We start from the raw sequence: 12,980 nt of genomic DNA, 5'->3' as shown, positions 1-12,980 counted from the left end.
CCTAGAATAATTTTTTCAGCAGTGAATCTGCCATTTTCTTGGTTTCATTGTTATCAGCATTGTCACCAAACAGTTTTTTCAAACCACGTTCAGCTTCTTTCTTCGCTTTCTCTTCCAGTTTTTTCTTATTGCGTTCCAATTCTTGTTTTTGCAACGCGGCTAAATCTAAGCTCACTTTAGGATCGGTCCAACTGCCTTGCAGACGCAAAGGAATCGTCACATCAGCAAGATCATCAATACTGCCACCACCTTGCCCTTCTAATGAACCGACAATAGAAGTTTTGGATAAGATGTCCATAGTTTCGCTTAGGTAGTTAGCATTACCCGTAGCCTTAATACGCAATAATGGCGATGCTACGGCTACATTTGATAATGTCGCGACGCCTTTATTTAATTTCACCGATGCGTCCATTGAACTAAAATCAGTTTTTTTAGGTTCAGTTTCAGGCGGTACTTTTTCGCCTTTGAATTTTGCGTAGTTAGTACGGATGATTTGTGCAACGTTAATACCGTTAATCGCACCATCGGCAAACTTCACTTTCACTGTACCCACTAAGTGTTTTTTCAACTCATCTGGAATTAAACTTTTGCCATTAAGGTCAAGATTAATATTACCCGTTCCTTCTAAGGTATTATTATCTGCCACATCCACCAGCAATGGGCCTACCTTGACGTTTTTAACCGCCGCATCTATATCGTAACTGGCTACCGCTTGCTTGGCATTCACTACCGCTTTAGCTTGAATACTGCCTTGATAAAGATTCGCTTTTAGCGAGCGTAAATTAAGGATGCCTTCTTTAATAGCAATATCAGCAAAAGCATTTTGCAGTTTGGCATTGCTAGCTTGGAGCTTATCAATTTTGATACTACCGGCAACGTCTAACGTTTTTAATACCGACAGATCAGGTTCACTGGCATCCGTTACTGCCTCGTTTTGTGATGCAGATGATGAAGCTACTGCTGTTTTACTCTCAGCCGTATCATCTGTTGCCGAACCCGTCCACTCGTCCACATTAATCTCAGGGCTGTGCAATTTAAAGCGCACCTTAGGGATAGCGGTCAGCTCAACACTGGTAGTACCGTCAAATTGCAATTGGTTAAACGCCAGTTTTTGCCATAATAGAGACAATTTATTTTTAATCAGATCAAATTCAACATCCGATTCAATAGCCACTAAAATTGGGTTTTGAGGTAGTGCATCACCGGCGACTTTGCCTTTTACTGTCAATGTATCTACGTTGACTTTTCCAATATTTTTATCAACCAGCAGGTTCCCCATCACCATTAAATTGGCGTCTAAATCCGATGCACGTCCTTTAACAGCCACTTGGAAAGCGCCAACCTCACCTAATCTAAATGAGGACACACCTACCTTAATCGATGCTAAATTTAGATCTTTGCCTTTTAATGGCGTGCCGAGTGCAAAACTCTTAATGGCAAAAGTAGATAAGTCGCTTTGTAGCAGTGCTTTGGTGGTGCTGGTGATATCAAATTCATTACCCGCTGCTTGACCTTCGGCCAGTAGTGAAATATCAGACCAAGTATCGAGTTTAAATTGATCCACGTTGAGCTTGAAACTGGCCACGTTTAAATCAGGTTGCGAGAAATTCCCGTTAACCTCAATATCTTTGACTTGGTAATCAACAAAATCCGCATCCGTTTTGGCATTGGCTTTACCCGATACTGAGAATTGCTGTTGGTTATTTACCCCTGAAAAACTAAAGCTAATTGGCGTCCATTGCCCAAACTTAAAGCTTGCCACTTTCAGGTTCACATTTTCGAGCTTGGTGTAGAGGTTGCTTCGTTGGTCTTTAATTTCAAGAAGCGCGTCTTTAATATTGACGCCTTTCACCGAGATAGCCCAAGAGTTTGCAGTATTGTCGGCTGTTTGATTAGAAGGTGTTTGTTGTGAAGAGTTTTCAGTGACAGTGTCTTGAGAGGGAGTCGATTCAGGAGATGGTTCAACAGAGTTGGAGCTTGCCGTTAGAGCATCTAAGTTGCTGCTACCATCGGCGAGAGTTTCGATATAGATGTGCGCCCCACTTAATGTCACATTCCCCACTTGCAACTCTTTGCTAAGTAAAGGAAGAACCGAAATATCTAGCCCTACTTCGTCAACCTTAACCATGTTTTGCGAACTAAAGCCTTCAGGGTTGCTTAGTGTTGTTTTGCCTAGAGAGAAGCCAATAGAAGGAAAAAATTGCCAACCTATGTCTCCTTCAATCACCAAATCGAGGTTGGTTTGTTTCTTGGCTTGGTCAACAAGCATAGGTTTAAACTGATTTGGGTCGACAAACACCAATAATGCTATGACCGCTAACACAACCAAAATAATGGGCGTGATAATAAATAGTGAAAACTTCTTCATCTTCTCTTCCCTGTAACCTGATTTTTTTAAGCATTGTCCACTGCGTAAACGCTAAACACAAAAAATGGCACGCCTGTGCCATTTAATTCTTAACCATAATTTGGCGCTTGTATGTAGGCAGCCATAATAATTTTTTAAACCTAACAGCTAACAACTAAACTACTAAGATTTCAGTAATTTAGCAATATGCGCTTTTAATACGTCAATGGCAATTCGGTTTTTACCACCGCGAGGGACAATAATGTCCGCATACTGCTTAGAGGGTTCAATAAATTGCAAAAACATAGGGCGTACTGTTTTTTGGTATTGAGCAAGCACAGAGTCCATTGTACGTCCGCGCTCTTCTACATCACGCTTCACGCGGCGCAGTAGACAAATATCTAACGGCGTATCCATAAAGACACTGGCGTGCATCAAATCGCGCAATCGCTGATCGGTAAGCAATAAAATACCTTCTAAAATGATGACCTTTTTCGGGTTCATCGTTTTAGTGGTGCTAGTACGAGTATGCTCAGTGTAACTGTACTCTGGTACTTCCACTGCGTTGCCTTGCGCAAGCTGACTTAAATGCTCACACAGTAAATCATGATCTAACGCCTGAGGATGGTCATAGTTGGTTTTTACACGCTCTTCCATGCTCAAATGACTTTGATCTTTATAGTATCTGTCTTCCGTGATAACACCGATTTGATCTGGACCAACCTTGGCGCGCAGTTCGTTATATATAGTACTTGCAATCAGGCTCTTACCCGATGCGGATGCACCTGCGATACCGATGATGACACATTGATTATTTTCAGACATTCACTGATCCTAATAAAAACAGATATTAAACTAAGTAAATTATAGGGATTGATAAACTTCGATACCAGAAATAAGCTCACAATCCCTAAAGGTTGAATATATTTTGCGCAATATGCATCAAATATCGCACAGGATAACCACAATTATTTTACTTCAACAAAACTAATTCGCTCAGCTTGTGGCTTTCCATGCCAAAACAGTCGGCTGACAACTTGCTCGGCTAAGTCAAAATACGCTTGTGCTTGTTCAGAAGAATCGGCATTCACCACTGACGGAGTGCCCAAATCAATATCACGGCGGATGTTGGCATGCAAAGGCAGTTGCGCTAATACTGAAATGCCTTTATCTGCGGCCAATTTCACCGCCCCGCCACTGCCAAAGATATCTTCATGCGAGCCACAGTTTCTACAAATGTGATAGCTCATGTTTTCGATAATGCCCAGCACGCCCACATCGGCTTTCTCAAACATAGCAATGCCTTTAATAGCATCGGCCAATGCCAAGTCTTGCGGAGTTGTGACCACCAAAGCGCTCGTTAATGGAATATCTTGCGATAACGTCAGTTGTAGATCTCCCGTACCCGGTGGCATATCAATGATCAAGTAATCCAATTCAGGCCATTGGGTTTCTTTTAACAGTTGCATCAATGCTTTTGACGCCATAGGGCCACGCCATACAGCCGCATCATCGCTGGAAATCAGGTAACCGATGGACTGGGTATATACGCCATGCGCTTGTAGCGGCTTCATCCATTTATTATCAACCACTTCTAAAGACTGTCCTTTAGTGCCAAACATCAACGGAATAGAAGGGCCATACACATCAGCATCCAATACCCCAACCGTTGCGCCTTCTTTAGCAATGGCTAATGCCAAATTTGCCGTCGTGGTCGATTTACCCACCCCGCCTTTTGCCGATGTCACGGCAATAATATTTTTAATAGAGGTTAAGGTGCTTGGTATTTTACTTTGTAAAGGACGAACTCTTGCCGAGACGTAAAAAGTAAACTCTTCCCAGCCTTGCGGCGCATCGTGCTCGGAAATCCAATGCCCTACGGCTTTGGTTAACGAATCCACTAAAAAAGGGATCTCTACATCAATGGTTTTTTCTGCATTACCTACCGTCACCACACCTTGAGTTGCAGCCCATTCGCTGGCCAAAAGTGGATGTTGAAACTGATTTAACCAAGCGTGAAGTGTCTGTATGTTGTTCTTCATCAATACGTCCTTTCTACATATATGCATACATATTAGCTTGATTACGAGTACCATTTAACAAGTTATTGCTCGATGACGACAAATAAAGTTCAAGAAATGCCTTAAAACTGGCGCAAAAGGGGCTCATTCCAAGCTTCCGCTATAAACTGGAAACGATTTATCGGCGAGATCCTTTTCGTTAACGCTAGCTTACGGTAATATTAGCGGTTAGAAATTTATCCTATCTGCGAAAAGTTAAGTATGACTACTGAATTAAGAAAAATGCTCGTCACTTGTGCACTACCCTATGCCAATGGTTCTATCCATCTCGGTCATATGCTAGAGCACATCCAAGCTGATATCTGGGTGCGTTACCAACGCCTACGCGGTAACACAGTAAACTTTGTTTGTGCTGATGATGCCCACGGTACGCCAATCATGCTTAAATCTCAGCAGATGGGAATTACACCAGAAGAAATGATTGCTGGTGTGAGTGAAGAACATCAGAAAGATTTTGCCGGTTTTGACATTAGCTTTGATAACTATCACAGCACTCACAGTGAAGAGAACCGCGAACTGGCTTCCAGCATCTACTTAGAGCTGAAAAAAAATGGCTTTATCTCTAGCCGCACTATTTCTCAGCTGTTTGATCCTGAAAAAGAAATGTTCTTACCGGATCGCTTTGTAAAAGGCACTTGCCCTAAATGTAAATCAGAAGACCAATACGGTGATAACTGCGATAACTGTGGAGAAACGTACAGCCCAACTGAGCTTATTAACCCTAAATCTGCGGTTTCTGGCGCAACTCCGGTAATGAAAGATTCTGAGCACTTCTTCTTTGACTTGCCTCAGCTTGAAAGCATGTTAAAAGAGTGGACTCGCTCTGGTTCACTGCAAAGTGAAACCGCCAACAAGATGCAAGAATGGTTTGAATCTGGCCTGCAACAATGGGATATCTCTCGCGATGCTCCTTACTTTGGTTTTGAAATCCCTGGCGAGAAAAACAAATTCTTCTACGTTTGGCTAGACGCACCTGTAGGTTATATGGCGTCGTTCAAAAACCTATGTGGCAAACGCGACGACCTTGATTTTGATGAATACTGGAAAAAAGACAGCACCACTGAGCTTTATCACTTCATCGGTAAAGACATTGTTTATTTCCACAGCCTATTTTGGCCTGCAATGCTTGAAGGTGCGGGTTACCGTAAGCCTAACAACATTTTTGTACACGGCTATGTCACTGTTAATGGCGCGAAAATGTCTAAATCGAAAGGCACGTTCATCAAAGCCAGTACTTACCTAAATCACTTAGACCCAGAATGTCTGCGCTACTATTACGCCGCGAAGCTCAACAGCCGTATTGATGATCTTGATTTAAACCTTGAAGACTTCACTCAGCGCGTAAACTCTGACGTCGTAAACAAAATTGTGAACCTTGCCTCTCGTAACGCAGGTTTCATTACTAAGCGCTTTGCCGGTCAACTGTCTACAGAATTTGCTGAGCCTGCTCTATATAAAGAGTTTGCTGATGCCGCCGATCGTATTGCTGAGCTTTACGAAACTCGTGAATTTAGCCGCGCGATTCGTGAAATCACCGCTCTTGCCGATAAAGCAAACCAATACGTTGATGAAAAAGCCCCTTGGGTTGTTGCGAAACAAGAAGGTCAAGATCAAGCACTGCAAGACATTTGTTCGGTTGGCATTAACTTGTTCCGCGTACTGATGACTTACTTGAAACCAGTGATGCCTGAATTAGCGGCGCGCACCGAAGCCTTCTTAAACCAAGAACTGACTTGGGATGGCGTTGTAGCACCATTAACGGGTCACGAGATCACTAAGTTTAAAGCGCTATTTAATCGTATCGACCCGAAAAAAGTGGACGCTATGATAGAAGCCTCAAAAGAAGACGCAGCAGCTGAAGTAGCCGCCAAAGAAAAAGCAGAGCAAGCGAAAACACAAACAGAACTAAGCAAAGAGCCTATCGCTGACGAAATCGAATTTGATGATTTTGCAAAAGTCGATTTGCGTATTGCGAAGATCGTTGAATGTGAGTCTGTACCAAAAGCGAACAAGCTACTAAGACTGGTATTGGACTTAGGCGGCGAAACTCGTCAGGTATTTGCCGGCATTAAATCCGCTTATAACCCTGAAGACCTGATTGGCAAACATACTGTAATGGTTGCCAACCTTAAACCTCGTAAAATGAAGTTTGGTATGTCAGAAGGTATGGTGCTAGCGGCTGGCCCTGGTGGAAAAGATCTTTGGATCCTTGAGCCACACGAAGGTGCACAACCTGGCATGCGCGTAATGTAACGGATTACCGTTATTGCACTATCAAAAAAATACCGGCTAAAAAAATTAGCCGGTATTTTTATTTTTAATCGATTTTTATATCACTTACTGTCATTGCAGTATTTAGCGTTCAGCCTTCAATCAACTTCATCAGCAATATGCCGTCATATAAGGCTTGCTTAATCAAAGCCGCACCTGGCATGGTGGCATTTTTGATAAAGCGACTTGGCGCAATCTCCAAGTCTTGACGGTAAATAGGCAAAGTTTGAGTTTCTACACTGCGCTCAATCTCAGGGATGATAATGCCTTTCGCAACATTAATGTCACCGCCAATCAATACCTTCTCTGGGTTAAACATATTCACCACCAGTGATACCGCATAGCCTAAACGTTGCCCTAGCTTTTTCACTATATCCAACGCCAAAGGATCGCCATGGTTGGCGGCCATACAAATATTAATGACCGATAATGTTTCAAGTTTCAAACAAGTCTCTTCACCCGCTTCGATAGCTTCGGTCACTTGACATAATAGTGCGTGCGAGCTTGCCACTGTTTCTAAACAGCCACGATTTCCGCAATGACAAAGATGCCCATCGGGTTCGACCTGTAAATGACCTAATTCACCCACATTACCCAAACGACCTTGCAATACTTTATCTTCTAAGATGATGCCCGCGCCAATACCGTTATGTACTGAGATAAGCACTGAGTTTTTGTTTTGCTGAGAGTTGCCAAATAGCTTTTCAGCTAATGCCCAAGCGCGCGTGTCATTGGCAATAAATACTGGTAGACCTGTCGCCTTATAAATAGCAGGGCCCAATTCTAAATACTTCACATCATAATGCGGCATCTGCAATACTAAGCCACTTTCCGAGTGTACTAGGCCCGGTAACGTTATCGCTAAGCTGGTGATGCGTTCCAATATATCGGATTTTTCTTCAAAGAATTGATAAATCTCTTTGAGAAGGCGTGCTAGCATTGCGTCTTGATTGCGTTCTTCAATATCAATGTATTTTTCAGAAATGACTTCACCACCAAGCTCATGCAGCGCGATGGTTAAGTATCCACGACCCAGTCTCATTGACAGAAATTGCCAGCCTTCATTGTTAGTTTGTAAGCCAACAGCAGGGCGGCCACGGCTGGTTGCTTCTTGGACCACAGTTTCATGAATTAAATGAGCTTCAATTAATTCACGAGAAATTTTTGTAATACTCGCAGGAGCAAGACCACTAAGCTTAGAGAGATCGATTCGAGAGATAGGACCAAATTGATCAATAAGTTGGTACACCTTACCGGCGTTTATCTGTTTAATGTGATCAATGTGGCTTGGTTGTGCCGTGTACATGCGAGTCTCCCTAGTCAAGAAACTCTATTATTTTATAGGTCGAAGTAAATGTGAAGCGCCGTATATGGTAGTCGTGAGGTGCCTCACTTATTTGTAATCAATTATTGCAATGCTGTGTAGCAATTCTCATTCTTAATATTTTTTGATACTCATCGACAAAACGATAACCCGCATTTAACCCCTGTTGATAATCAAAAAGTAACGCTTCATGACTGCTCATTAATGACGAACTGTGCAGAGGTTCTGCAGGGACAATTTGCATGACAAAACAATCCTCGGGGGGCGCTGCGATAAACTCTTGTGTCAACGCATAAGTTTGATAGTGCACCATCAACATATCGGCTATGCCTGCATCTAAGCGATTACCTAATAAGTGCGATAAACGATACACACTATCTGCACCAAATAACCAACGTCCGCCATTAAGTAAATCTAAACTTGAATGAGTGGTATCGGTTCGGCTTTGCAAAAGACGTTCTTCGATAAACTCATCCACGCTCTTTTTGCCTTTGTCTATCTGCTCACTCCAAAAGCTTTGAATATTATCGATTGGGCTTTTATACCAAACGTCTTTATCCGCTGGCTTCTGAGTGCTGTTCGCTTCCCTCGACTCAGGAAACTCTGTTCGTATCACTATGATATTTCTCGCCTCTCGACGCCACGCCTCTTGCACTGGAATGGAGGCTGAAACACCTCCGTCAACAAACTCTTTACCCGATAATGAAATAGGTCTTGAGACTAAATTGGGGATTGCACAGGTCGCCCGAATCACATCTAACCAATCTTCCGCTAGTAGAGGCAAATAATTATCATGAAAAGTATCTGCGCGTGTGACTGCGGCAAACGCCCCTCTATCTCTCAGTACCTTTTTCCCCATATCAATATCAAGTTTATAAGGTGGCGAACAGATTTGATTTAACGCCCAATCAAGCCCGATATAGTGTTTTTGGCGAATGAAACTAAACAGATTAAAGAAACGATCGTCAGTGGTAAGATCCAAAAGAAAAGACTTACCTAAGGTAGGTTGCCGACATAAGTAAGCACAAAGGTTAAGCGCTCCGGCAGAAGTACCATAAAAAGCATCAAAGGGGTCAAAATTTGAATATAAAAATGCATCGAGAACGCCAGCGGTAAATATCCCTCTCTGCCCTCCTCCCTGTGCTACTAGCGCAGTTTTACCTCCTATATATTGAGTAAATAATTCAGGATTGTAAGCCGTATTGTGACTGCAAATAAATCCACTATTATCCATTAAATTTCCAAGTGCGATTAACTAAATATTGCCACTAAACCATAGGCAATAAGCAAAGCAAGGCTAGTTAAAACTATTACTAGGGTAAATTTTAATTCTGTACTCATTCATCACCTTTTTATTTGTTGATAATTATCCCACGTTAGCAGTACACTCCCGACGCTATATTAAGTATTAGCACCGTAACATACTACTCTCAAGGCTTAACAAAAACCTGTGCAGAATTATGTAGTTACTGTCACAATTACTCTACAATAATGGTAAGCCGTATTTTCTCTTCTATGAAGTAGTAACAGACTGAACTAGATGCCTCTTGATCGACAAGGATGACAACACCATGAATAAAACAGCCCTATCCCTATTAGTATTAGCCTGCAGCTACTCTGCGGCTACTCAAGCTGACATCTATATCACCCCGATGGTTGGCTATGGTATGGGAGGATCATTTGATTCTGATAGCGGTGATAGCTTTGATATCGAAAGAAACGTCAATTACAACCTTGCGATTGAAACGGATGTCGATCAAGGTCGATTAGGTTTACTTTATTCTGAGCAACATTCTTCTATCGAAGATCTCGATGTTGATACCTCTTTACGCTATTTGCATTTTCAAAGTGCAGTCTACTACCCAACCGATAATTGGAACTCTTACCTTGGTTTAAGTTTGGGTGGTACACAAATTGATATTCAGGGCGCAAATACTGAATACAAATTCTCACTGGGTGTCTATGGTGGAGTGGAATACAAAATTACAGACTACTTTGCACTACAAGGACAATTGCGTTACATGGGAACCCTAGTAGATAGCGACTCCATTACGCTCTGTGATTCGACGGCTGCTGGCAGTAATTGTAAAGTGGCATTTTCTGGCAACTGGATGAATCAATTGCAAGCTAACGTAGGCTTTACTTTCAGCTTCTAAATTCATATATATGCACAGAAAAGCATACATAATCACCACAAAATGTTAAGAGCTGAAAGATTACTGGTTTTTCACTCTTAACATATCATTTAGTTATATAAACTGCCCATCCATTCAAAACCGCACAAATGACATGAATTATCAGTAATATCCAGTACTATAGTTTACAAAATCTGTAATTTTCAGTAAAAATGCGATCTTTATTGCAGTATTTTAACTTTATTTTATCTTGCCAGACAGAATGTCTCACGGTAATCTGCCCCTATCACTCAGAATAATCTTCTACTTTTAGACTCTGAGTAACAAAAAACACAACACAATCAACCACTTTTAAAGATAAGAACCGGAACAAATCACTAACCTAACGTACCGTTACAGGGTTATTGCTTCACAACTAGCACTAAAAGCAGAGAAAGAGACTCTCGCCTCTAAAATTAAGCTAGCCGCTCTTATGCAATTACTACAAGGAGTAGTTATGAAACGAGAACAATGGGGTTCCCGTACTGGATTTATTTTGGCCGCAGTAGGCTCAGCAATCGGTTTAGGCAATATATGGCGATTCCCATATATGGCTTATGAAAACGGCGGTGGCGCATTCTTTATCCCTTACATTTTTGCCATGCTGACAGCCGGTATTCCATTTATGATTATGGAATTCAAATTAGGTCAAAAATACCGTGGTTCTGCACCTGCAGCACTAAAAGCCGTTAACCCTAAGTTTGAGTGGTTAGGTTGGTTCCAAGTCGGTATTGCGGCATGTATTGCGGTTTACTACGTGGCTGTTATTGGTTGGTCTATTTCATACCTAGGTATGTCATTCCACCAAGGTTGGGGCACTGACACCAATGCATTTTTCTTTAGCCAGTATCTAAATCTAGGTGACAACTCACCGTCTAACTTAGGTTCTATCCAGTGGAAAATTGCCGGTACTATGCTTCTAGCCTGGGCGATTACTTACGCCGCTATCGTTGGTGGTGTTAAGTCTGGTATTGAGCGTGCAGCCAAAATCATGATGCCAGTACTGTTTATCATGGTGATTGTGCTTATCGTTCGTATGGTTTTCCTACCAGGTGCGTTGAACGGTGTGAACTACCTGTTTGAACCTGACTTTAGCAAAATCATGGATATGAAAGTTTGGGCAGCAGCATACGGCCAGATCTTCTTTACCCTAAGTATCGGATTTGCCATCATGCTGGCTTACTCAAGCTACTTGCCTGAGAAATCAGACATCAACAACAACGCCTTCATGACGGTATTGATTAACTGTGGTTTCTCAATCCTTGCGGGTATCATGATCTTCTCTGTACTTGGCTTTATGGCACACCAACAGGGTAAAGAACTGACTGATGTTGTTTCAGCGGGTGTAGGTCTTGCGTTTGTTACCTTACCAGCGGCAATTAACGAACTACCAGCGCCATACATCCTTGGTCCACTGTTGTTCCTTGCGCTAACAATTGCCGGTCTAAGTTCTCACATTTCAATCATTGAAGCGGTAACGTCTGCCATCATTGATAAATTTAAAGTGGGTCGTAAAAAAGCGGCAACTTTAGTGTGTGGTATTGGTGCTTTTGTTTCTCTAGCATTTGCGACCAACGGCGGTCTATTACTGCTTGATTTAGTCGATTACTTTACCAACCAAATTGGTATCGTTCTAAGCTGCTTCATTGAAGTACTACTTATTGTATGGGTTGTTAAAGCGGCGACTATTCGTAACTATGTAAACTCGGTATCAGATTTCAAAATTGGCATTTGGTATGACCTTTGTCTGAAAGTAGTAAGCCCAGCAATTCTTGCTATTACTCTTTTCAATACATTGAAAACAACACTAACAGAAGGCTACGGCGGTTACGCACAATCTGATCTTCTAATGTTAGGTTGGGGACTACTGGCTCTACTTGTGGTAATCGGTATTGCTATCAACGTATTAAGCAAAAAGGAAGCGTAATTATGACTACTAGTGCAATCATTATGATGATTCTTGGTCTTGGGATTACTTGGGGTGGCGCTGCTATCTGTATCCGTAAGGCAATGAAAAAACAACAATAAGCATATTTCGCTTATGTATAAAACCGAGCCCTAGCGCTCGGTTTTTTATTGCCTGAAATTAATGGTTTTAGATTGTACTAATCACACTAAGTCAATGATCAAAAGTAGCGCAGGAAAAATGATCGAGAACAAAGCAGTATTTTTCGATAGGTATTATGCATACCGCGACGATAAGCATTAGCTAGATAGATAATAAAAAACCGACCTTAAGGTCGGTTATAGCCTCTTACAGCGCGTTAAATCATGGTTAAAAGCGATAAGTAACGCCAATACCTGCGCCAAACTGTAATTTAGCTTTCTGTTGCAATTGCCATTCAGGGTTAATATGCCCGTAAGCATTCCAGTTTGGAGCAAAGTTCCAATCTAAGCCAAGAGGAACACGCAAACCAAAGTCGTCATTCCACTCGTACCAAGCGCCCGCCCCTACAAACCAGTTGAAAGGAATATCATCTGTAAAGCTGCCTTGAGAAAAGTGATAATCAAACGCCATACCGTCGTTACCTACTGACAAGTTGTATTTATCTTCAAACTTAACGACGACACTCAGACCCTGATCTAATCCCATACCTAACTTTACAGCACTGCTGTTAGAAGTTGCGGCTTTGGCGGCTCCCACATAAGTTGCTAGCCCAGTAAGAACAACAGTAACCAATGCTAACTTCCCAATATTCACTTTTCATTCCTTATTTGTATGCAATTTGCCTTATATTACCTTGAATTTTACGCCTTTTGTCAGTAAAAACACATGAAATGTA

The 12,980-nt window shown here is 41.9% G+C and carries 11 protein-coding genes; 4 read left to right on the top strand and 7 right to left on the bottom strand.

Annotated elements, in window-relative coordinates; translation table 11 throughout:
- Position 1: 1 nt before the first annotated feature.
- The 3 genes from VHA01S_RS02155 to apbC form a co-directional block, all read right to left on the bottom strand.
- Complete coding sequence (locus tag VHA01S_RS02155; RefSeq protein WP_023402705.1) at positions 2–2,368, bottom strand: AsmA family protein; 2,367 nt, start codon at positions 2,366–2,368, stop codon at positions 2–4.
- 162 nt (positions 2,369–2,530) lie between these two features.
- Entirely contained in the window at positions 2,531–3,172 is a 642-nt protein-coding gene (gene udk, locus VHA01S_RS02150) for a uridine kinase (RefSeq protein WP_023402704.1), read from the bottom strand.
- 143 nt (positions 3,173–3,315) lie between these two features.
- Entirely contained in the window at positions 3,316–4,389 is a 1,074-nt protein-coding gene (gene apbC / locus VHA01S_RS02145; protein ID WP_023402703.1) for an iron-sulfur cluster carrier protein ApbC, read from the bottom strand.
- Positions 4,390–4,629: 240 nt separating this feature from the next.
- Between apbC and metG the strand changes: the two genes are divergently transcribed.
- Positions 4,630–6,681, top strand: a complete 2,052-nt coding sequence (gene metG / locus VHA01S_RS02140) for a methionine--tRNA ligase (RefSeq protein ID WP_023402702.1) — start codon at positions 4,630–4,632, stop codon at positions 6,679–6,681.
- Between the two features lie 109 nt (positions 6,682–6,790).
- On the opposite strand, the gene mlc is transcribed toward metG, so the two are convergent.
- The 3 genes from mlc to cydH all read right to left on the bottom strand — a co-directional run bounded on the left by mlc (position 6,791) and on the right by cydH (position 9,364).
- Entirely contained in the window at positions 6,791–8,005 is a 1,215-nt protein-coding gene (gene mlc, locus VHA01S_RS02135) for a sugar metabolism global transcriptional regulator Mlc (protein ID WP_023402701.1), read from the bottom strand.
- Positions 8,006–8,102: 97 nt separating this feature from the next.
- The gene (locus tag VHA01S_RS02130; protein WP_023402700.1) at positions 8,103–9,257 is read right to left on the bottom strand and encodes a patatin-like phospholipase family protein; all 1,155 of its coding nucleotides are present in this window, start codon (positions 9,255–9,257) and stop codon (positions 8,103–8,105) included.
- Between the two features lie 17 nt (positions 9,258–9,274).
- Entirely contained in the window at positions 9,275–9,364 is a 90-nt protein-coding gene (gene cydH, locus VHA01S_RS18770; RefSeq protein ID WP_119006009.1) for a cytochrome bd-I oxidase subunit CydH, read from the bottom strand.
- A 230-nt stretch (positions 9,365–9,594) separates the two neighbouring features.
- Between cydH and VHA01S_RS02125 the strand changes: the two genes are divergently transcribed.
- The 3 genes from VHA01S_RS02125 to VHA01S_RS18275 all read left to right on the top strand — a co-directional run bounded on the left by VHA01S_RS02125 (position 9,595) and on the right by VHA01S_RS18275 (position 12,225).
- Positions 9,595–10,179, top strand: coding sequence for an outer membrane beta-barrel protein (locus VHA01S_RS02125; protein WP_023402699.1), 585 nt, complete (start codon positions 9,595–9,597; stop codon positions 10,177–10,179).
- A 475-nt stretch (positions 10,180–10,654) separates the two neighbouring features.
- A complete protein-coding gene (locus VHA01S_RS02120; RefSeq protein WP_023402698.1) occupies positions 10,655–12,124 on the top strand; it encodes a sodium-dependent transporter in 1,470 nt (489 codons plus the stop codon).
- A 2-nt stretch (positions 12,125–12,126) separates the two neighbouring features.
- The gene (locus VHA01S_RS18275) at positions 12,127–12,225 is read left to right on the top strand and encodes a MetS family NSS transporter small subunit (RefSeq protein ID WP_023402697.1); all 99 of its coding nucleotides are present in this window, start codon (positions 12,127–12,129) and stop codon (positions 12,223–12,225) included.
- A 247-nt stretch (positions 12,226–12,472) separates the two neighbouring features.
- Here VHA01S_RS18275 and VHA01S_RS02115 read toward each other — a convergent pair whose 3' ends face one another.
- Entirely contained in the window at positions 12,473–12,898 is a 426-nt protein-coding gene (locus VHA01S_RS02115) for a hypothetical protein (RefSeq protein WP_023402696.1), read from the bottom strand.
- Between the last annotated feature and the right edge of the window lie 82 nt (positions 12,899–12,980).

The sequence above is a fragment of the Vibrio halioticoli NBRC 102217 genome (assembly GCF_000496695.1).
GTDB classification, from domain to species: Bacteria; Pseudomonadota; Gammaproteobacteria; order Enterobacterales; family Vibrionaceae; genus Vibrio; species Vibrio halioticoli.
The sequence above is the reverse complement of the archived record's forward strand: the minus strand, read 5'-3'. Positions and strand labels throughout refer to the sequence as shown.

Excerpts from the sequence above, each read along its gene's own strand:
- VHA01S_RS02155 (WP_023402705.1), bottom strand. The coding sequence starts at position 2,368 with ATGAAGAAGTTTTCACTATTTATTATCACGCCCATTATTTTGGTTGTG.
- udk (WP_023402704.1), bottom strand. The coding sequence starts at position 3,172 with ATGTCTGAAAATAATCAATGTGTCATCATCGGTATCGCAGGTGCATCC.
- apbC (WP_023402703.1), bottom strand. The coding sequence starts at position 4,389 with ATGAAGAACAACATACAGACACTTCACGCTTGGTTAAATCAGTTTCAA.
- metG (WP_023402702.1), top strand. The coding sequence starts at position 4,630 with ATGACTACTGAATTAAGAAAAATGCTCGTCACTTGTGCACTACCCTAT.
- mlc (WP_023402701.1), bottom strand. The coding sequence starts at position 8,005 with ATGTACACGGCACAACCAAGCCACATTGATCACATTAAACAGATAAAC.
- VHA01S_RS02130 (WP_023402700.1), bottom strand. The coding sequence starts at position 9,257 with ATGGATAATAGTGGATTTATTTGCAGTCACAATACGGCTTACAATCCT.
- cydH (WP_119006009.1), bottom strand. The coding sequence starts at position 9,364 with ATGAGTACAGAATTAAAATTTACCCTAGTAATAGTTTTAACTAGCCTT.
- VHA01S_RS02125 (WP_023402699.1), top strand. The coding sequence starts at position 9,595 with ATGAATAAAACAGCCCTATCCCTATTAGTATTAGCCTGCAGCTACTCT.
- VHA01S_RS02120 (WP_023402698.1), top strand. The coding sequence starts at position 10,655 with ATGAAACGAGAACAATGGGGTTCCCGTACTGGATTTATTTTGGCCGCA.
- VHA01S_RS18275 (WP_023402697.1), top strand. The coding sequence starts at position 12,127 with ATGACTACTAGTGCAATCATTATGATGATTCTTGGTCTTGGGATTACT.